General features: G+C 71.7%; 18 protein-coding genes. 11 read left to right on the top strand and 7 right to left on the bottom strand.

Annotated features, from left to right (window positions below; genetic code table 11):
• The 5 genes from ACIBVP_RS00380 to ACIBVP_RS00360 all read right to left on the bottom strand — a co-directional run.
• A partial coding sequence (locus ACIBVP_RS00380) for a hypothetical protein (RefSeq protein WP_396103756.1) occupies positions 1-363 on the bottom strand: 363 nt, incomplete at its 3' end.
• A 424-nt stretch (positions 364-787) separates the two neighbouring features.
• Positions 788-1,462: an MFS transporter gene (locus ACIBVP_RS00375; protein WP_396103755.1), complete on the bottom strand. Its 675-nt coding sequence runs from the start codon at positions 1,460-1,462 to the stop codon at positions 788-790.
• Positions 1,463-1,646: 184 nt separating this feature from the next.
• Entirely contained in the window at positions 1,647-3,269 is a 1,623-nt protein-coding gene (locus tag ACIBVP_RS00370; RefSeq protein WP_396103754.1) for a cobalt chelatase, read from the bottom strand.
• A gap of 2 nt (positions 3,270-3,271) precedes the next feature.
• Complete coding sequence (locus tag ACIBVP_RS00365; protein ID WP_396103753.1) at positions 3,272-4,207, bottom strand: AAA family ATPase; 936 nt, start codon at positions 4,205-4,207, stop codon at positions 3,272-3,274.
• Positions 4,204-5,013, bottom strand: coding sequence for an IclR family transcriptional regulator (locus ACIBVP_RS00360; protein WP_396103752.1), 810 nt, complete (start codon positions 5,011-5,013; stop codon positions 4,204-4,206). The genes ACIBVP_RS00365 and ACIBVP_RS00360 overlap by 4 nt, the downstream gene beginning before the upstream one ends.
• A gap of 117 nt (positions 5,014-5,130) precedes the next feature.
• Here ACIBVP_RS00360 and xsc point away from each other — a divergent pair, with 117 nt between their 5' ends.
• Together xsc and ACIBVP_RS00350 are read left to right on the top strand one after the other, a co-directional pair.
• On the top strand, positions 5,131-6,939 hold the full coding sequence (gene xsc / locus ACIBVP_RS00355; protein ID WP_396103751.1) for a sulfoacetaldehyde acetyltransferase: 1,809 nt from the start codon (positions 5,131-5,133) through the stop codon (positions 6,937-6,939).
• Complete coding sequence (locus ACIBVP_RS00350; RefSeq protein ID WP_396103750.1) at positions 6,939-7,952, top strand: phosphotransacetylase; 1,014 nt, start codon at positions 6,939-6,941, stop codon at positions 7,950-7,952. The genes xsc and ACIBVP_RS00350 overlap by 1 nt, the downstream gene beginning before the upstream one ends.
• On the opposite strand, the gene ACIBVP_RS00345 is transcribed toward ACIBVP_RS00350, so the two are convergent.
• Positions 7,927-8,925, bottom strand: a complete 999-nt coding sequence (locus tag ACIBVP_RS00345; protein WP_396103749.1) for a YeiH family protein — start codon at positions 8,923-8,925, stop codon at positions 7,927-7,929. The two genes, ACIBVP_RS00350 and ACIBVP_RS00345, sit on opposite strands and share 26 nt — an antisense overlap.
• A 70-nt stretch (positions 8,926-8,995) precedes the next feature.
• On the opposite strand from ACIBVP_RS00345, the gene ACIBVP_RS00340 reads away from it, so the two are divergent.
• A complete protein-coding gene (locus ACIBVP_RS00340; protein WP_396103748.1) occupies positions 8,996-9,892 on the top strand; it encodes a LysR family transcriptional regulator in 897 nt (298 codons plus the stop codon).
• Between the two features lie 3 nt (positions 9,893-9,895).
• Here the strand turns inward: ACIBVP_RS00340 and ACIBVP_RS00335 are convergent, their stop codons facing one another.
• The gene (locus ACIBVP_RS00335) at positions 9,896-10,684 is read right to left on the bottom strand and encodes a GntR family transcriptional regulator (RefSeq protein WP_396103747.1); all 789 of its coding nucleotides are present in this window, start codon (positions 10,682-10,684) and stop codon (positions 9,896-9,898) included.
• Between the two features lie 185 nt (positions 10,685-10,869).
• Between ACIBVP_RS00335 and ACIBVP_RS00330 the strand changes: the two genes are divergently transcribed.
• The 8 genes from ACIBVP_RS00330 to ACIBVP_RS00295 all read left to right on the top strand — a co-directional run bounded on the left by ACIBVP_RS00330 (position 10,870) and on the right by ACIBVP_RS00295 (position 19,026).
• Entirely contained in the window at positions 10,870-11,679 is an 810-nt protein-coding gene (locus ACIBVP_RS00330) for an ABC transporter permease (protein WP_396103746.1), read from the top strand.
• Positions 11,676-12,515, top strand: a complete 840-nt coding sequence (locus tag ACIBVP_RS00325; protein ID WP_396103745.1) for an ABC transporter permease — start codon at positions 11,676-11,678, stop codon at positions 12,513-12,515. Before ACIBVP_RS00330 ends, ACIBVP_RS00325 begins: the two co-directional genes overlap by 4 nt.
• A 43-nt stretch (positions 12,516-12,558) precedes the next feature.
• Entirely contained in the window at positions 12,559-13,347 is a 789-nt protein-coding gene (locus ACIBVP_RS00320) for an ABC transporter ATP-binding protein (RefSeq protein ID WP_396103744.1), read from the top strand.
• Positions 13,348-13,413: 66 nt separating this feature from the next.
• Complete coding sequence (locus tag ACIBVP_RS00315; RefSeq protein WP_396103743.1) at positions 13,414-14,424, top strand: ABC transporter substrate-binding protein; 1,011 nt, start codon at positions 13,414-13,416, stop codon at positions 14,422-14,424.
• A 42-nt stretch (positions 14,425-14,466) separates the two neighbouring features.
• A complete protein-coding gene (gene iolC, locus ACIBVP_RS00310; protein WP_396103742.1) occupies positions 14,467-16,386 on the top strand; it encodes a 5-dehydro-2-deoxygluconokinase in 1,920 nt (639 codons plus the stop codon).
• Positions 16,386-17,339: a zinc-binding dehydrogenase gene (locus ACIBVP_RS00305; protein WP_396103741.1), complete on the top strand. Its 954-nt coding sequence runs from the start codon at positions 16,386-16,388 to the stop codon at positions 17,337-17,339. Before iolC ends, ACIBVP_RS00305 begins: the two co-directional genes overlap by 1 nt.
• Positions 17,336-18,160 (top strand): SDR family NAD(P)-dependent oxidoreductase, encoded by an 825-nt coding sequence (locus ACIBVP_RS00300; RefSeq protein ID WP_396103740.1) that lies wholly within the window; start codon positions 17,336-17,338, stop codon positions 18,158-18,160. The genes ACIBVP_RS00305 and ACIBVP_RS00300 overlap by 4 nt, the downstream gene beginning before the upstream one ends.
• Positions 18,157-19,026 carry a sugar phosphate isomerase/epimerase family protein gene (locus ACIBVP_RS00295; RefSeq protein WP_396103739.1) on the top strand — a complete coding sequence of 290 codons (870 nt, stop codon included), beginning with the start codon at positions 18,157-18,159 and terminating at the stop codon, positions 19,024-19,026. The genes ACIBVP_RS00300 and ACIBVP_RS00295 overlap by 4 nt, the downstream gene beginning before the upstream one ends.
• Positions 19,027-19,167 lie beyond the last annotated feature (141 nt).

Raw genomic sequence — 19,167 nt, 5'->3', positions numbered from 1 at the left:
GTCCCACGACACCCAGGCCGAACCAAACCGCTCAACCGCCGCCGCCCACAACACATCCCCCGGCTCACCGTCCGAACCGGCACCGTCTCCCCCGGCCGCACCCAACTGCTGGTAGGCAACGGCCAGTTCGTCCGGACGCTCCTCGGCGATCTTGGCAGTCAGCTCAAGCCCGCCGTGGTCGTCCAGGTACTCGATCAACACCTCGGCGGCGTCACCAAACCCCCTGCCCGACAACGCCGACCGAAATCCGTCGAGATCGCCGCGATGCACGTCGCAATCCGCCTGCACCGCCTCGAAAAACTCGCTCGAACCAATCAACCGACCCTGCAAATGCTCGAGCATCTCGGTCACGGCGTAGTCCATCGACTCTCATCCCTCCAACGACGCGGGCTCCGCCAGCCGGCCGACTGATGATGACCAACACACTACGAACAACACCCACACGACAGTTGCCCTGGAAGGCAACCGTGGAGACACCCACCCACAGCACAACCGGACAACTGGCGGCGCGATGGCGCCGGGGGTGGCGCAGGGCCCGAGACGGGTATGTACGGACCGGAGGTCCCGACACCGGCCGCCGCACCCACCGGTTGTTCGGCGAGTGGCGGATGCGCGCGACCGGCTACTCCACGGGCCGGGTGTCGAGCAGTTGGCTCGCGAGATCCGCTGCCGGGGTCGCCAGGACACCTTCGATGTCGTGGAAGGCTTTCTGTGCTGGTCTGGCCGGCCAGTCATCCGGGAGGTGGCGGACGGAGACCCGCGTCGAAGAGAGCCAGACAAACGAGGGTCACGACCGTGTTCGCGAGCGTGAAGCCGACGACAGCCGCGGCGGTCCCCGCCAATACCAAGCCCACCAGGATGACGCGCCGGGCGCCCACTCGATCGGTCCAGGTACCGGCGACCTGTGTCGCAGGGTGGCAAGGTAGCCGTGCTCAGTGCCGCCCCGCGTGGCGGGGAGCACGAGAACCGTGCCATGCCAGCCGATCTCGTCAGCGAGCCAACCGCCAACGATCCTGCCGGCAAGAATCCCGGCGGAGATCCCGGCGGTCACGATCCCCAGGATCGTCGCGCGGTGACGCTCGGCGGCAAGCCGACCCGCTACCGAACTGAGGCCCGCACCCACGGCCGAACAGGCTCCGATCACGCCGATCACCAGCCCCAGCACCAACACACCGGACACAGCGGCACTCGACGCCAACGCGATCGCCAGGACCCCGAACTGAACCGCGAGTACCCGCCCCGGGGAGAAACGGTCGACCAGGGGAACAAGAAGGCCGATTCCGACCAGGTATCCGGCTGGTCCGCACGCAAGCGCGACTCCGACAGCGGCGATCGACGGCCGCGATCGCGGGCTGCAGCGGATAGATCGTGGACGTGCCCAGCGCGGCCGCGAGCGACATGAACCACACCACGGAACCGCGCAGTTGTGCGGCGATCGGGGTCCTGACGACAGGATCAGCACTCACGCGACCGATCGTAGGAAAGCGGCAATCCCCAACACCGGCGGAATACAGACATCACCGTCACCCCGGGACCCTGGTCGCGACCGGGGCTGCCCGAGTCGCCGATACCCGCGTCTCCCGGCTCACGACTTCGCGGCGGTCGGCGCCACGCGCGGCAGCGTTACCGGCGACAGTTCGGCCGCGTCACGGCGACGACAGCGCATCCAGCACGCTCGCGAGGCTGCCATGGCCGGTGGACGTCGTGTCGTGTTGGTGGGTGTGTGGGTAGTAGGCGCTGAGATCGTGGCCGAGACCCACAGCGCGCACCCGCACGCCCGCGTGTTCCACATCGGACACCACGGCGACGAGGTGGTGGTCCAGGTAGTGCTGGTCGTTGGCCAGCACGGTGGCGCGCTCGTTGGGGCCGCCGTCCGAGACGACCAGCAGCAGGCGTCGCTCGGTGGATCGGGCCAGCGCCCGCTCGGCGGCCCAGCGCACCGCCTCACCGTCGACGCCTTCGCGGAACAGTTCCCGGTGCAGCAGCACGGCCAGCGCGGGGCGCGCGCGTTGCCATGGGGTGTCGGCGGCCTTGAACACCACGTGCCGCACCTCGGCCAGCCGCCCGGGGTGCGGCGGCCTGCCCGCGCGCAGCCAGTCGCGGCGGGCCCTGCCGCCGTGCCAGGCAGCGGTGGTGAAGCCGAGGACCTCGCAGTCGGCCCCCGCCCGTTCCAAGGCCCGGGCCAGCACGTCGACCAGCACCGCGACCGGTTCCGCATGCTCGCCCATCGAACCGGAGCAGTCGACGAGCAGCGTCACCAGGACCGGCACGGCGGGTGCTGGGCGCTCCGCGCGGAAGAGCCCGCGCTCGCCTGGAGAGGTCACCAGCCGTGCGAGTGCCCGGCCGTCGATCCGGCCCTGGTCCAGACCGTGGTCCCAGCCGTCGTGGGCCTGCCGCGCCAGCACTCGCGCCAACTCGGCGGTGAGCCGGGCCAGGTTGACGCCTCGTGCCGCGATCAGGCGGTCGAGGCGTGCCCGCAGTTCCCGGGCCTTGGCGGGCCGAACGAGAGCCGCCGCGTCGTCGCAGCGGTCGTAGGCGGCGGTGAAGACGTGATAGTCCACATCGGACCGCGTGGCCGCGCCCGCCACCACCGGCGGCGCACCACCGCCATCGCCGCCACCGGTCACCAACGTCAGGGATTCCTCGCCCTCCGCGGTGTCCACTGGTGTGCCGTCCAGGTCCCGATCGGGCACCAGTGCCGCCACGACGTCGGCGACGGCGAGCGCGTGCCGGGCGAACGCCGCCTGGTCGTCGCGGTCGCGGCGCAGCCGGAGCAGCGCGTCGCCGATGGCAGGCGCGAGGGCGAAGCGGACCGACTCGACGACGCCCTCGACCTCGTCGAGCACAGGGTCGCCGGTGATCCGCGCCCGGCACATCTGGGCCACGCCGAACAGCAGGACGGCCGTCTCCGATTCGGCGCGCACCGCGAGTGACCACGCGTGGAAGCGGTGCCGCAGGTTCGCCACCACACCGGGCAGCGTGGCGTGCGACTCGACGCGGAACTGTTCGAGTTGCTCGAAGACCAGGCGCCGTACGGGGTCAGCCGGGCACAGCACCGCGTGCAGTGCCGGGTCGGAGTGCCTGAGCCGCAGGGCTTTGCCGTCCGCCGCGCCGCGGGCACACGCGTCGTCGCGGTCCGGCGGCGCGTGCAGGTGAGGTGCGGACACGGGTACCGGGCGGCCCGCCCGGTACGGCCATCCCCCGCGCAACCGGACGTCGGGGTACCCGGACAGGGCACGGACCGCGGCGGCGGCCAGGTCACGGGACACGGTCAGGCCGGGCGGGTGAGCAGGTCGGTGGGTTCCCTGCCGAAGCAGCGCTGGAAGTACTCCCCGAGCACGGCCAGCTCCGCGTCGTCGCAGCGGTTCGCGAACGACAGCCGGAACGCGAGCGCGACGTCACCGAACAGGTGGGTGTTCTCCGCCCATGCGATGACCGTGCGCGGCGACATCAGCGTGGACAGGTCCCCGGCGGCGAAGCCCGTCCTGGTGAGGCCCGCCAACGCGACCATCGCGTCGAGCAACTCCTCGCGGTCCGCCAGGTCCGGCACCCTGGCGGCGACGATGGCGACCTCCTCCGCCGGGGGCAGGTAGTCGAGGCGGGCCACGACGTCCCAGCGGTCCAGCTGCGCGTGGTTGAGCCGCTGTACGCCGTGGTAGATACCGCCCCGGTTGCCCAGCCCCGCGGTGTTGGCGGTGGCGAACATCCGGAACGCCGGGTGGGGGGTGATCACCTCGTTGCGGTCCAGCGAGGTGAACCGCCCATCGCGTTCGAGCAGTCGCTGCAGCACGAACATCACGTCAGGACGGCCGGCGTCGTACTCGTCGAGCACCAGCGCCATCGGCCTGCGCAGCGCCCACGGCAGGACGCCCTCCTGGAACTCGGTGACCTGCTTGCCGTCGCGCAGCACCACCATGTCGCGACCGAGCAGGTCGAGCCGGGAGAGCTGCCCGTCGAGGTTGACCCGTAGGCACGGCCAGTTCAGCCGGGCTGCCACCTGCTCGACGTGGCTGGACTTGCCGGTGCCGTGCTCGCCGCGCACCAGCACCCGTCGGCCGGTCGCGAAGCCGGCGAGCAGCGCGGATGTCACCTCCGGCTGGAAGCGGTACGCGGGGTCGGGCTCCGGTACGTGTTCGGTGGGCTCGGCGAAGGCGGGCACGTGCGCGTCGGAGTCGATGCCGAACGCCCGGACGGGGAACTCGATCACGACGGGACGGGGGTCTGTGCCGACACGGTCGACTCCAGCTTCGCGAGTGCGGCGGCGGCAGCGCGGAGCGGGCCGAGCATCTCCTCGGCGCGGTCGACGGTCAGCCGCATGACGGGTGCCTGCACGGCCACCGCGAGGTTCGACCAGCCGGTCCCGGCCGGTACGAGCACGGCGACGCACACCAGGCCGGACAGGAACTCCTCGTTGTCGGTCGCGTAGCCAAGGCGGCGGACGGTCGCCAACTCGCTCTCGTAGGCATCGACCTCGGTGATCGTGCTGGGTGTGTACCGGCGCAGCGGAGCCGAACCGAGCAGCTTCCGCCGCTGCGCGCCGGCGAGCTGCGCGAGGATGATCTTGCCGCTGGCCGAGCAGTGCACCGGGACCCGCGAACCGGGCCGCAGGTAGAACCGCAGGGGCTCGGGGGTCTCGACGCGGTCGAGGTAGACGATCTCGTTGTTCGAGAGCGCGGTGATGTTGCAGCTCTCCCCCAGTTCGTCGACCAGGTTGCGCAGGATCGCGTGCCGCGCGCCGTGCTGGGTGGAGTGCAGGAGCAGGTTCTCGGCCATGCGCCGCAGCCGCACACCGGTGCAGTAGTGGCGGCCGTCACCCAGCCGGTACAGCAGTTCGGCGGCCTCCAGTTGCTGGAGCATGCGGTGCAGCGTCGGCTTGGGCAGCCCGGTCTCCTCCACGAGACCCTGCAGCGTGACCGGCGAGTCCTTGGTGGAGATCAGCTCCACCAGGGAGAACAGCCGCAGGGCCGGCGTGTCGCCGTTCACCCCGGCATCGGGCGCACCAAGCAGGTCCATGTCCCAAAAACTAGCACAGCACGTCTCGGTTTTCGTGAAGTCGTGTTGTACGGTTGCCCCGTCGTCCCGTTTTCACGAACCGGACGTCTCATTTTTCGACATGCGAGGAGTGTGGAGATGGGCGAGCGGAAGACCGCCGACGGCCGGACGGTCGTCGCCGGACCGAGCACGATGACCCCGTCCGAGGCGTTCGTCGAGACCCTGGTCGCCAACGGCGTCACCGACATCTTCGGGATCATGGGCTCGGCGTTCATGGACGCGATGGACATCTTCGCGCCGGCGGGCATCCGTCTGATCCCCGTCGTGCACGAGCAGGGTGCCGCTCACATGGCCGACGGGTACGCCCGCGCGAGCGGCCGACACGGGGTCGTGATCGGGCAGAACGGGCCGGGTATCAGCAACTGCGTCACGGCGGTCGCCGCCGCCTACTGGGCGCACAGCCCCGTCGTGATCGTGACCCCGGAGGCGGGAACCATGGGCATGGGGCTCGGTGGCTTCCAGGAGGCCAACCAGCTGCCGATGTTCCAGGAGTTCACCAAGTACCAGGCGCACGTCAACAACCCGAAGCGGATGGCGGAGCTGACCGGACGGGCGTTCGACCGGGCGATGTCCGAGATCGGCCCGACCCAGGTCAACATCCCGCGCGACTTCTTCTACGGCGAGATCGAGGCGGAGATCCCGGTCCCGCAGCGGCTGGACCGCGGCGCCGGTGGTGCCGCGAGCCTCGACGCGGCCGCGGACCTGTTGTCCCGTGCGGAGTTCCCGGTGATCGTCGCGGGCGGTGGGGTCGTGATGGCCGAGGGCGTCGCGGAGTGCGTGGCGCTCGCGGAACGGCTGGGCGCGCCGGTGGTGAACAGCTACCTGCACAACGACTCGTTCCCGGCGAGCCACCCCCTGTGGTGCGGCCCGCTGGGCTACCAGGGATCGAAGGCCGCGATGACGCTGATCTCGCAGGCCGACGTGGTGGTGGCGCTCGGCTCGCGGCTCGGCCCGTTCGGCACGCTCCCCCAGCACGGCATGGACTACTGGCCGAAGGACGCGAAAATCATCCAGATCGACGCCGACCACCGCATGCTGGGGCTGGTCAAGAAGATCGACGTCGGGATCTGCGGTGACGCGCGCCTGGCCGCCGAGGCGTTGACCGACCGGCTCGCCGGTCGCACGCTGTCCTGCGACGCCACCCGCGCGGACCGCGCCCGGCGCACCGCGGCCGCGAAGGAGGCGTGGGAGACCGAGCTGTCCGAGTGGACCCACGAGCGCGACGACTACAGCCTGGACGTGATCGCCGAGGCCGAGCAGGAACAGGGCAACTGGCTGCACCCGCGGCAGGTGCTGCGGGAGCTGGAGAAGGCGATGCCGGCACACGTCATGGTGTCCACCGACATCGGCAACATCAACTCGGTCGCCAACAGTTACCTGCGGTTCGAGGAACCGAGGTCGTTCCTCGCCCCGATGAGCTTCGGCAACTGCGGCTACGCGCTGCCGACGATCATCGGCGCCAAGACCGCGGCGCCGCACCGGCCCGCGATCTCCTATGCGGGCGACGGGGCGTGGGCGATGAGCATGGGCGAGATCCTCACCGCGGTGCGCCACGACATCCCGGTGACCGCCGTGGTGTTCCACAACCGCCAGTGGGGCGCGGAGAAGAAGAACCAGGTGGACTTCTACAACCGCCGGTTCGTCGCCGGTGAGCTGGACAACCCCAGCTTCGCCGGGATCGGGCGGTCGATGGGCGCGGACGGGATCGTCGTCGAGAAGCTCGACGAGGTCGGCCCCGCCCTGTCGGCGGCGGTCGACGCACAGATGAAGCAGGGCCGCACCACGGTCCTGGAGATCATGTGCACCCGCGAGCTCGGCGACCCGTTCCGTCGCGACGCGCTGAGCAAGCCCGTCCGGTTCCTGGACAAGTACCGCGACTACGTGTGATGACGAGTACCGAACGCGACGCGGCGAGCGTCGCGCAGTGGCGGACGGCGCTGCGGGGCGGGCGGGCGACCGTCGCCCTGCCCGACGCCACCGACGAACGCGTGCTCGCCGCCGCGGCCGCGTTGCTGGCCGACGGGGTGATCGCGCCGAGGCTGGTCGGCGTGCCGGACGACATCCGGCGCGCCGCCTCCGCCGCCCGGATCGAGCTGGCGGAGGAGACCATCCTCGACGTGTGTGCGGTCGCCGACCCGGCGACCGCCGCCGCCATCGAGACCGCGTTCGCGCGCGGACCCGCCGACCGCACCACCGCCATGGCCGACCCGACGTTCGTCGCGGCGGCACTGCTGCGGGCCGGGGCCGTGGACGCGTGCGTCGCGGGCGCGACCCGGCCGACCGCCGACGTCCTGCGCGCCGGGCTGCGGGTCGTCGGGCTCGCCCCGGACGTGCGCACGCTGAGCAGTTGCTTCCTCATGCTGCTGCCCGACGGGCGGCGGCTCACGTTCTCCGACTGCGCCGTGGTGCCCGAACCGGACGCCGCCCAGCTCGCCGACATCGCGCTCGCCGCGGCCACGACGCACCGGAGCCTCACCGGCGACGAGCCGGTCGTCGCGATGTTGTCGTTCAGCACGCAGGGCAGCGCCCGGCACGCACGCGTCGACCTCGTGCGGGAGGCGACCGCGCTGGTACGTGCGCGGGCGCCGGAGCTGCCGGTGGACGGCGAACTGCAGCTCGACGCGGCGCTGGTGGACTCGATCGGCGCGGCGAAGGCGCCCGGCTCGCTGGTCGCGGGCCGGGCGAACGTGCTGGTGTTCCCCAACCTGGAGGCGGGCAACATCGGCTACAAGATCGCGGAGCGGCTGGGCGGCGCCACCGCGCTCGGCCCGATCCTCCAGGGGCTCGCGGCACCGCTGAACGACCTGTCCCGCGGCTGCTCCCAGCGCGACATCGAGGTGATGGCGCTGGTCAGCGCGGTCCAGGCGGCGAAGCTCAACCCAGCACGGCGAGCGCGATGAACGAGGTCGTCCCGATCACGAGCGTGGAGAGCAGTCCCAGCAGCAACGCCCGGCCGCCCGTGCGCACCAGGCTGCCGAGCCGCACCCCGCAGCCAAGGCCGAACAGAGCGCCGGCGAGCAGCAGGGTGCACGCGACCTTCGCGACGTCCAGCGCCACGGTCGGCAGCACGTCCATGCTGCGGACGACGGCCGCCGCGAGGAAACCCAGCACGAACAGCGGCACCAGCGGCGGCCGTGACCCGTCGCCGGTCCTCGCCGTGCGGCGCCGCTCGTGCACGCTCACCAGCGCCACCATCGGCGCCAGCAGCACGACCCTGCTGAGCTTCACGACGACGGCGAGGGTCACGGCGGCGGCACCGGCCGGGGTCGCGGCCGCGACGACCTGCGCCACCTCGTGCACGGCGAGACCGGACCACGCACCGGTCTCCCGGGGCGTCTGCCCGAGCCGGCCGCCGATCAGCGGTACAGCGGCGATGGCGAGCCCGCCGTACAGGGTCACCAGCGCCACAGCGGTCGCGACGTCGGAGTCGTCCCGTTCCACGACGTCCTCCATGGCGGCCACCGCGGACGCACCGCAGATCGAGAAACCCGTGCCCACCAACAAGGACAGGCCGCGCGACAACCCCAGCAGCCTGCCGAGCCACACGGTGGCGAGGAACGTGACGGCGACAACGAGGATCACCGCGACGATCACCCCGGCGCCGAGGTCGAGCACGGCGGGCAGAGCGAGCTGCAGGCCCAGCAGCACCACCCCGATCCGCAGCATCTTCTTGGTGAACCGGGCGATGACCGGGCGGCTGGCGGCGGGCAGCACCGGCGTGGAACCCGCGAGCACACCGAGCACGACCGCGGCGGTGAGGGCGCTCACCACCGGTAGCGCGAGGTTGACGGCGAAGGACAGTGCGACCGCGCCCGCCGTCACGCCCACCGCGGTGAGCACGGGCACGGCGGTGCGGAAGTCCGGTCTCGTCATCCTCCGATCCTGTGTGGACAGCGCGGTTCCCGGTAGCGGGCAAAGACCTGGGAGGTCATAGACAGTGGCTATGAGCGGGCGCGTGGACGTCAACGCGCTGCGGTTGCTCGTGCTCGTCGGCGAACTGGGCAGCATCGGCCGCGCCGCGACCGCCACCGGCATCACCCAGCCGTCGGCCAGTGCGCGGCTGGCGGCACTGGAGCGGTCGCTCGGTGTGCCGATGCTGACCCGCGACCACCGGGGCACCCGGCTCACCGACGACGGGACCGCGGTGACCGGCTGGGCCACCCGCGTGCTGGACGAGCTGGACGCGTTGCGCGCCAACGTCTCCGCGCTGCGGGAGCGGCACGAGGCGCACCTGCGCGTCGGTGCGAGCATGACGCTCGCCGAGCACCTGGTGCCACGCTGGATCGGCGCGCTGCGCCAGGGGTCGCCGTCTCTCCACGTCGGACTTCAGGTCGCGAACTCGGCACAGGTCGTGGACCTGGTGCGCCAGGAAGGGATCGACCTCGGGTTCATCGAGTCCCCCGGCGAGCCTGCGGGGCTCGCGCACCGCAGGGTCGCGACCGACAGGCTGGTCGTGGTCGTGCCGCCCACTCACCCGTGGGCCGGCCGCGCCACACCACTGCGGCCGGAGGACCTGGCCGCTGTCCCGCTGGTGACCCGCGAGTCCGGCTCCGGCACACGGGACACGGTCGACGCCGCGCTTGCCCACGCGGGCGTGACGGCGGCACGTCCCGCCCTGGAGCTGGGTTCCGCGGCGGCGGTGCGCAGTGCGGTGCTGGCCGGCGCCGGGCCCGCGGTGATGAGCGAGCTGGCGATCGCGGGCGACCTCACCGCCCGCAGGCTGGCGTCGGTGCCGGTCACCGGCGTAGGACTGCACCGGACGCTGCGCGCGGTGTGGCCGGGCGGGCGCAGGCTCACCGGGCCCGCGGCGCGCCTGCTGTCCGTCGCGCTGGCACGGTGAGCCTCAGTCTCTCCGCACCGCCACCGCCGGACGGCCGCGGGCGGAGGACGGCCGCTCGACGAGCATGACGTGAAACGAGTACCGGTCGGCCCGGTAGACGTGCGAACCGTACTCGACGAAGTTGCCCGCCCGGTCGAAGACCGTGCGCCGCACCATCGGCACCGGACTGCGACGCGGCACCTCCAGCAGCTCCGCCTCGGCGGGTTCCGCCGACCGGCACGTGATCACCTGGTCGACGAGGTGCGGGTGGACGCCCTGACTGCGCAGGATCCGGTACAGCCCCTCACGTCGCAGCCGGTCCGCGGTCAGCTCCGGCCCGCCGATCGGCAACCAGTTGCGCAGCACGGCGAGGGGGCGGCCATCGGCGCAGCGCACCCGCTCGATCCGCACCATGGTGCCGAGATCGCGGCCGAGCCGAGCGGCCAGCTCGGGTGGACACGGGCCGTGGTCGACCGTGAGCACCCGTGTGGTCGGGTCGCGGCCCTCCCGCGCCAGGTCGTCGTAGAGGCTCTCGATCGTCAGCGGCCGGTCGATCGGGGTCGGCAGGACGACCGTCCCGATGCTCGGCCTGCGCGCCACGAGCCCGCGGGCCACCAGTTCCGCGAACGCACGCCGCAGGGTCGGCCGGGAGACCCCCAGCCGCTTGCTCATGTCCAGCTCGTTCTCCAGCTGCGCACCGGCTATGAGCTCGCCGTTGCGGATGCGCACCTCGACCTGGTTCGCGATCTGCGCGTAGAGCGGCTCGTTGGCTTCGCGGTCCAGGGCGACCAGGAGTTCCGTCGGTTCGGCCACACACCCCTCCAGTCACAGCGCCGCTCCGCGCATCGTCGCGCCGTGAGCTGGCTTTGTCAGCATAAAGTCTTGACTATTGTCAGCACAAAGGTGAGGCTTCCACCACCTCCCGATGGTTACTCTGTGAGATCACGACCGTTGAGCGACCATGTGCGGAGAGACCACGTCGTCGTGGAAGGAGAGGCATGACCAACGTCGAGTGGCGCCGTTCGCGCCGAAGGCGACGAGTGCGTGCCACCTGGATCGGAGCGGCCAGCACGGTCGCGCTGACCGGGGTTTGGTACGTCTGCACGGACGGCCTCGGGCTCGTCTCCCCGCTGTTCCTGCCCTCTCCCGTGGCCGTCATAGAACGTCTCGTGGAATTCACTCAGCGTGACTATCAGGGTGCGACGCTCATCGGCCACCTGTTCGCCAGCCTGCGGATCGTCGCCATCGGCTGGTTCGTCGCCGGACTGATCGGGCTGCCGCTCGGCGTGGCCATGGGGTGGTCGCGGCGGGTGCGCACGGTCGTCTCGCCGATCTTCGAGCTGATCCGGCCGATCCCGCCGATCGCGTGGATCCCGCTCGCCATCCTCTGGTTCGGACTGGGTACCGAGGCGCGGGTCTTCGTCGTGACCATCTCGGCGATCGTGCCGTGGGTGCTCAACTCCTACGAGGCGGTCGCCGGGGTGGACAAGCTGCTGGCCAAGGCGAGCCGGTCGCTGGGCGCACCGGGCAGGCGCACCCTCGTCGAGGTGGTGCTGCCCGCCGCGGTGCCCACACTCGTCGGCGGCGCCCGCATCGCGCTCGGCAACGCGTGGATGACCGTGGTCGCCGCCGAACTCCTCGGCGCCACCGCGGGGCTCGGATTCGTCGCGCTCAACGCACGCTCCACTTTGGACCCGGACATCATGCTCGTGGCGATGCTGCTGATCGGGCTGCTCGGTGTCGTGTTCTCCGAAGGACTGCGGCTGGTGGAAAAGCGGCTGTCGGGCTGGCGGGAGAGCGCGGCATGACCACCACAGCGCAGCGCCCCGTGGCCACGACACGACCACGCCGGACCCGCCGCTCCCTCGGCACGCTCGGGCTCGCGAGCAGCGGCGTCCTCACCCTCGTCGCCGTCTGGTGGATCGCGGCGGACCTGTTCGACCTGTCCGAGGACGGTGTGCTGGCCTCACCGTTCGCGGTCCTCGAACGGCTCGTCGCCCTTCTTCACGACCCGCTCGCCGGACTCACCCTGCCGGGCCACGCACTCGCCTCCCTCGAACGCTGGGGCGCCGGCTTCGTGGTCGCCGCGGCGCTCGGCCTCCTGCTCGGGTTCGCGTTCGCGTGGTGGCCGGGCTTCCGGTCCGCGCTGCTGCCCGCGTTCGAGGTACTCCGCTACATCCCGCCGTTCGCGTGGATCCCGCTGGCCATCCTCTGGTTCGGGCCGGGGTTCACCGCGCAGGCGTTCGTCGTGTTCGTCGCGGTGCTGCCGCCGTGCGTGCTCAACGCGGAGCTGGGTGTGCGCTCGGTGGACGACTACGTGGTCAAGGCCAGCAGAGTGCTCGGCGCGGGCCGGGTGTCCACATTGGTCACGACCGTGGTGCCGACGAGCCTGCCGACCGCGCTCGCCGGACTGCGCATCGGCGTCGGCAACGGCTGGATGGCGCTGATGGGCGCCGAACTCATCGTCGGCCGCTCCGGCCTCGGCTACGTGATCCTCTCCGGCCAGCAGAGCAACGACCCGGCCACCGTCCTCGCGGGCATGGTCGCCATCGGCGTGCTCGGCGCGCTGATGGACCGCGGCGTCCGCTGGCTTGCCAACCCGTTCATCCGATGGCGAAAGGGGGTCGAGACCGGTGCCGCTTGACGAGAAGACCGCCGTCCCGACCACGCACACCGAAGGTACTGGCATGAGCGACCGGCAGGCCAAGCTGCGGTTCGAGGGTGTGCACAAGAGCTTCCACACCCGTCGCGGCGAGGTGACCGCCCTGTCCCCCATCGACCTCACCGTGTACCAGGGCGACTTCCTCGCGCTGGTCGGCCCGTCGGGCTGCGGCAAGTCGACACTGCTGATGATCGCCGCGGGTCTGGAGGAGGCGAGCGGCGGCACCGTCCTCGCCGACGGGGCCCCGATGCGCGGACCGGGACCGGACCGCTGCGTGGTCTTCCAGCGGTTCGCGCTGTTCCCGACGAAGACCGTCACCGGCAACGTCGAGTACGGCCTGCGGATGACCGGCGTGCCCAAGGCGGAACGCAAGGAGCGGGTGCGCGAGACGCTCGCGCTGGTCGGGCTGAGCGCGTTCGCCGACGCCTACCCGCACGAGTTGTCCGGAGGCATGCAGCAGCGCGTCGCGCTCGCCCGCTCGATCATCATGCGCCCCGACGTGCTGCTGATGGACGAGCCGTTCGGCGCGCTGGACGCCCAGACCCGGATCATCATGCAGGAGGAGATCGCGCGCATCGCCCGCGAACTCGGCCTCACCGTCGTGCTGGTCACGCACAGCGTCGAGGAGGCCGTCTACCTCTGCAACCGCATCATCGTGCTGACCGCCCGACCGGGCGCGATCAAGCACGAGTTCACCGTCGACGACGACTGGTCCGACCACAGCGTCGACGAGGCCATGGCCCAACCCGGCTTCGGCAAGCTCCAGCGCACCGTGTGGAACGCGGTGCGCGAGGAGATCACCTCCATCCAGTAGCTCCCTCGTTCTTCTTGCTGTGAAAGGCGTTGTCGAGAAATGAAGCCCATCAAGTCTCGTTTTCGCATGACGGTGGCAGTGGTGTCCGCCATGCTGCTGGCCGCCGGTTGCGCCGGCGCGCAGGAAGTGGGTGACACCGGGAACACCGGCAACAAGGTCACCATCGGCCTGCAGCCCACCGCGACCAGCTTCCCCGTCTGGCTCGCCGAGCAGCAGGGCTACTTCAAGGAGAACGGGATCGAGGTCGAGCTCAAGTACTACCCGAGCGGCGCCGCGATGTCGGAGGCCGGGATCACGGGCGCCTGGGACGGCGGCAACATGGGATCGCCGCCCGCGCTCACCAGCTCCCAGAAGTGGGACATGGTCGTGCCCGGCCCGAACTCCGAGGAGGGCGCGATCCAGATCCTCTGGGGCCGCGCGAACGACTTCGAGGGCAAGGACCCGGCGGCCGCGCTCGCGGGCGGCGAGGTACTGGTGAAGGTCAACTCGACACAGCACTACGCGCTGCTCGGCTGCATGCAGAAGTACGGCGTGGCCGGCAAGACCAAGCCGCTGCCGGTCGAGGCCAACGCGGTCGCGGGCGCGTTCACCGGCGGACAGGGCGTCGGCGCGATGACGTGGCCGCCGTTCGACGCCGGGTTCGTCGACAACCCCGAGTACGTCCACGTCTGCGACGGCAAGCAGGCGGACAAGAAGATCTACAACATGCTGGCGCTCACACCGGCCTTCGCCAACAACCGCACGGAGCAGGCGGTCGCGTACGTCAAGTCCGCGTACCAGGCGAACGAGTTCATCACCGCGAACCCGGACGAGGCCGCGGACCTGCTCGTCCAGTACTACGAGGAGAACGGTGTCACCGCGACCAAGGAGGCCGCGCAGCGCGAGCTGACCGGCCGCACCTGGCCGTCGGCGGCCGAGGCGCTGGCCCTGTCGGAGGGCGAGCTGTCCGGTGACCTCGAGGACCTGACGAACGTGTTCGTCGAGCTGGGCGCGTTCGACACCAAGCCGGACGTGACCAAGGCCGTCGACAGCGGCCGCGCGATCCTCGAGCAGGCCGCGGGCGGTTCGGCCAGCTGACTTTCCTTGCACCGCAACGACATCACGAAACGAGGGGTAGGCATGCCAACGGAGCACGATCCGGTGGAGCTGGTGTGCCTCGGACGGGTCAGCGTCGACCTGTACGGGGAACAGGTCGGCGCGGGCCTCGCGGCCACGCAGTCCTTCCGCCGCTACATCGGCGGCAGCGCGGGCAACACGGTCGTCGGCGCGGCGCGGCTGGGATTGCGGGCGGCGCTGGCGAGCCAGGTCGGCATGGACGCCTTCGGCGACTACGTCGAGGAACAACTGCGCAGGGAAGGCGTGGCGACCACGGCGCTGCGGCGCGACCCCCAACGCGGCACCGGCACCATCGCGCTCGCGCCGCACGCCGGTGGCGGCTTTCCCCGGATCTTCCTCGTCGAGGACCCGGCCGAGTTCGCCATGTCCCCGGCGCAACTGGACGCCGAGCTGGTGCGCGGGGCGACCGGGCTGCTCGTCGGCGGTACCTACCTGAGCAGGCCGCACCTGCGGGAGACGACGGTGGCCGCGGTCGCCGCCGCCCGCGAGGCGGGCACCAGGGTCGTGTTCGACATCGACTACCGGCCGGCGTTCTGGGGCGTGGTGTCCCGCAGCAAGGGCGAGGACGAGGACACCGTCCGGCCCGAGGTGACCGAGGGGCTGCGGGTCGTCCTGCCCGACTGCGACGTGGTCGTCGGCACCGTCGCGGAGTTCCGCGCGCTCGGTGGCTCCCGCGACATCGCCGAGGCGGTCCGTGAGGTGCGGCGGCACACCGGCGCGCTGCTCGTGGTCAAGAACGGGCCGGAGGGTTGCCGGGCCTACCCCGGTGACCTGGACGCTCCGGTCGTCATGCCCGGGTTCCCGGTGAAGGTGCTCAACTCCGTCGGCGCGGGCGACGCGTTCATGGCCGGCTTCCTGCGCGGCTACCTGCGTGACGAGCCCATCGAGACCTGCCTGCGGTGGGCAGGCGCCTGCGGGGCGATCGTCGTGAGCCGCCTGGCCTGTTCCGACGCCACGCCGAGCATGGCCGAGTTGGAGACGTTCCTCGCGTCGGCCGACCGCACGGCCGGTGTCCACGAGGTGTCCCCGCTGCTCGACCGCGAGCAGGCGGCGACGGTGACCCGCCACCGCGCGCGGACCGACCTCGGCGTGTTCGCGATGGACCACCGCGGCTACTTCGAGAAGCTCGCCGCCGACGCGGGCCGCGCACCGGAGTCGATCAGCGCGTTGAAGGACCTGCTGCTGACCGCGTTCGCCACCGTCAGCGCGGACCGGCCCGGCACCGGCGTGCTCGTCGACGACAGGTTCGTCGGCCAGGCACAGCTGGAGCGGCTCGCCGACGGAGGCCGCTGGCTCGCGCGGGCCGTGGAGATCAACGGCCGCATCCCGCTGGACTTCCTCGGTGACGGCGACCCGGCGGCGCTGGTCCGTGCCTGGCCGGTCGAGACCGTCGTGAAGGTCCTCGTGCGGGTGTCGGCGGACGACGACGACGCGGTCGCGGCGGTACAGCGCGACCGGCTGCGGGCGCTGTCGCGGATCTGCCGGTCGCTGCAACGGGATCTCCTGGTCGAGATCCTGCCGTCGCCCCGCAAGCAGTACGGGCCCGGCGAGGTCACCACGCTGGTGCGCGACTTCTACGCCGCGGACGTCGTGCCGGCGTGGTGGAAGCTGCCGCCGCAGGCGGACGCGGCGCAGTGGCACGCGGTCGCCGACGTGATCCGCCGGGAGGACCCGCACTGCCGGGGCATCCTCGTGCTCGGCGGGTCCACGTCGCCGGAGCTGATCGAGGCCAACTTCGCCGCGGCGGCCACCGAACCGCTCGTGGTCGGCTTCGCGGTCGGTCGCCCGATCTTCCACGAGCTGTCGGTGCGCTGGTTCGCGGGTGAGCTGACCGACGACGACCTGGTCGCCGGGATCGCGGCCGGCTACACGGCCGTGCTGGACCGCTGGCACGCCGCGACCGCGCACCGGGAGGACCGCTGATGCGGGCACTGCGCTACGACGGTCCCCAGGACATCCGGGTCGTGGACGTACCCGCGCCGACCGCGGGCCCGGACGAGGTGGTCGTCGACGTCGCCTACACCGGTATCTGCGGCACCGACCTGCACATCTGGTCCGGCCACCACGCACGCGCCAAGACCGGCCTGGTGATCGGGCACGAGTTCGTGGGCACCGTCGACGGCGCGCCAGTGTTCGTGAACCCGCTGCTGCCGTGCGGCCGGTGCCCGGCGTGCACCGACGGCGAGGACCGGGTGTGCGACGTGCTCCGGCTGGTCGGCATCGACCAGCCGGGGGGCGCGGCCGAGCAGGTCGCGGTGCCGCGCAGTGCGCTCGTGCCGTTGCCGGACGGGCTCGACCTGAAGGCGGCCGCGCTGCTCGAACCCACGTCGGTGTGCGTACGGGCGGTCCGCCGCGGCGGGCAACGACTCGGCGCGCGGGTGCACGTGGTGGGCGCGGGCCCGATCGGGCTGCTCGTCGCGCGCTGCGCCCGTGCGTACGGGGCCGCGTCGGTGACGGTCAGCGAACCGGCCCCCGTGCGCGCGGAGTGGGCGCGGCGAGCGGGGTTCGAGGTCGTGCCGACCGGGACCGGCGAGCGGTACGAGGTCGTCTACGACTGCACCGGGCACCCGTCCGTGGCACCCACGGTCCTCGACCTCGTCGCCACCGGCGGGACCCTCGTCGACGTCGGCATGTACGCCGCGCCCGCCCAGGTGGACCTGCCCGAACTGATGCGCCGCGAGCTGCGGATCGTCGGCACCTGCGTGTACCGGCCCGCAGACGTGCGGGTGGCGCTGCGGCTCGTCGCGTCCGGTGCGGTCGAGACCGCCGACCTCGCGACGGTCGTCGGGATCGAGGACGCGCCGGGCGTGTTCGCGGAACTGGCGGCGGGGACGCTGCTGAAGGTGCTGGTCGACGCGCGCGGTGGCCGACCGTGATCGATCGCCCCGACGCGCTCACCGGACGGGTCGCCGTGGTGACCGGCGGCGCCGACGGCATCGGTCTCGCCACCGCCACGCACCTCGCCGCGGCAGGCGCCACGCTCGTGCTCGTCGACCTGAGCCCGGCGCTGCCCGATGTCGCCGCGGCGCTCGCGGACGACCACGATGTCGCGGTTCTGCCGATCATCGCGGACGTCGCCGACGAACACGCCATGGCCGCCGGGTTCGCCCGGGTGGCCGCCGAGTTCGGCAGGCTCGACGTCCTGGTCAACAACGCCGGGATCATGACCCCGCACCTGGAGCCGGTGCACGAGGTGGCGCTGTCCGACTTCGACGCGATGCTGCGGGTGCACCTGCGCGGCGCGTTCGTGTGCGCCCAGCTCGCGGTGCCGCTGATGCGGCGCGGGTCGTTCGGACGGATCGTGAACCTGACCTCCGTGCTCGGCGCGCTGGGACTGCCGAACCGGTCGGCGTACGCGATGGCCAAGACCGGCGTCATCGGACTCACGCGCTCGCTCGCCGTCGAGGGCGGGCGGTACGGGATCACCGCCAACGCCGTGCTGCCGGGCTGGATCCTCACCGGCCGCCTGCGTGCCCGGCTCGCCGCGGGCACGCTCGACCACGACCGCTACGCCGCCCGCACCCCGGTCGGCCGCTGGGGCGACCCGGCCGACGTCGCCCGCATGATCACGTTTCTCGCGCTGCCCTCGTCGGGGTTCCTCACCGGCGGCGTGTTCCCGGTGGACGGCGGCTACTGCGTGCGCGGCGACGCGGACGAGGACATCGGACCCCTCCACAGTGGACAGGAAGCCGGATGAACAACCTGATCGCCATCCACCCCGCGGTCTGGGCGACCGAGCTGACCCCGGACAACGCCACCGCGATCGCGGACCGCGCGGCGGAACTGGGCTACCACCGGGTGGTCGTGCCGCTGCGCACACCTGAGACCATCGACGCGGACGCCTTCGGGAAGGCGTTGCGGAACACCGGGGTCCGGCCGGTCAACACCGCGAACCAGCTTCCGGACGCCGATCTGTCCAGTGTGGACCCGGTGGTACGCGAGCGGGGCCGCGACCGCCTGCGCCTTGCCGTGAAGCTGGCCCGTGACATGGGCTCCGACCACGTGGGCGGCGTGCTGTACGGACCACTGCGCCACGCGCCCGCGCAGCCCGACGACGACGTCCGCCGGACCGCGGCCGAGTCACTGGCGGTCGTCGCGGACGAGGCGAAAGCCGCCGGGGTGCGGCTGGTACTGGAGATCGTGAACCGGTACGAGACGAACCTGCTCAACACCGCGGCCGCCGCGGTGTCCTTCGTCGAGGAAGCCGGTTCGGACAACCTGTTCCTGCACCTGGACACCTACCACATGAACATCGAGGAACCCGACCTCGACGCCGCGGTCCGGCTGGCGCTCCCCCACCTCGCGTACCTGGAGCTCGGTCAGAACGACCGCGGCGACCTCACCCGGGGCCACGTTCCCGTCCGCGCCGTGCTCGCCGCCGCGCTGGCCGCCGGGTACCGGGGCACCATCGGCGTCGAGGCCTTCACCCGCGAGCTCATGACGACCCCGGTCGCCACGTCACTCGCCATCTGGCGCGACGTGTTCGACGACGGCGACGCCCTGGCCCGTGCCGCGGCGGGCCTGGTGCGGGACGTGCTCGCGGGTCGCGTGGCCTTGGGCTGACCCGCCAGCGAAGTCCGGCACGGTCAGTGGGCCGGGCACGTGGGCGATGCGCCGTCACAGGCCAGCGGCGCCTGCGCGTGGGATGCGACAGTTCCGGATTCAGCCCGTTCATCCAAGTCGTCGAAGCACTCGCGACGCGGC

This window comes from Actinophytocola sp. NPDC049390 (assembly GCF_044466355.1).
Lineage (GTDB): Bacteria > Actinomycetota > Actinomycetes > Mycobacteriales > Pseudonocardiaceae > Actinophytocola.
The sequence above is the reverse complement of the archived record's forward strand: the minus strand, read 5'-3'. Positions and strand labels throughout refer to the sequence as shown.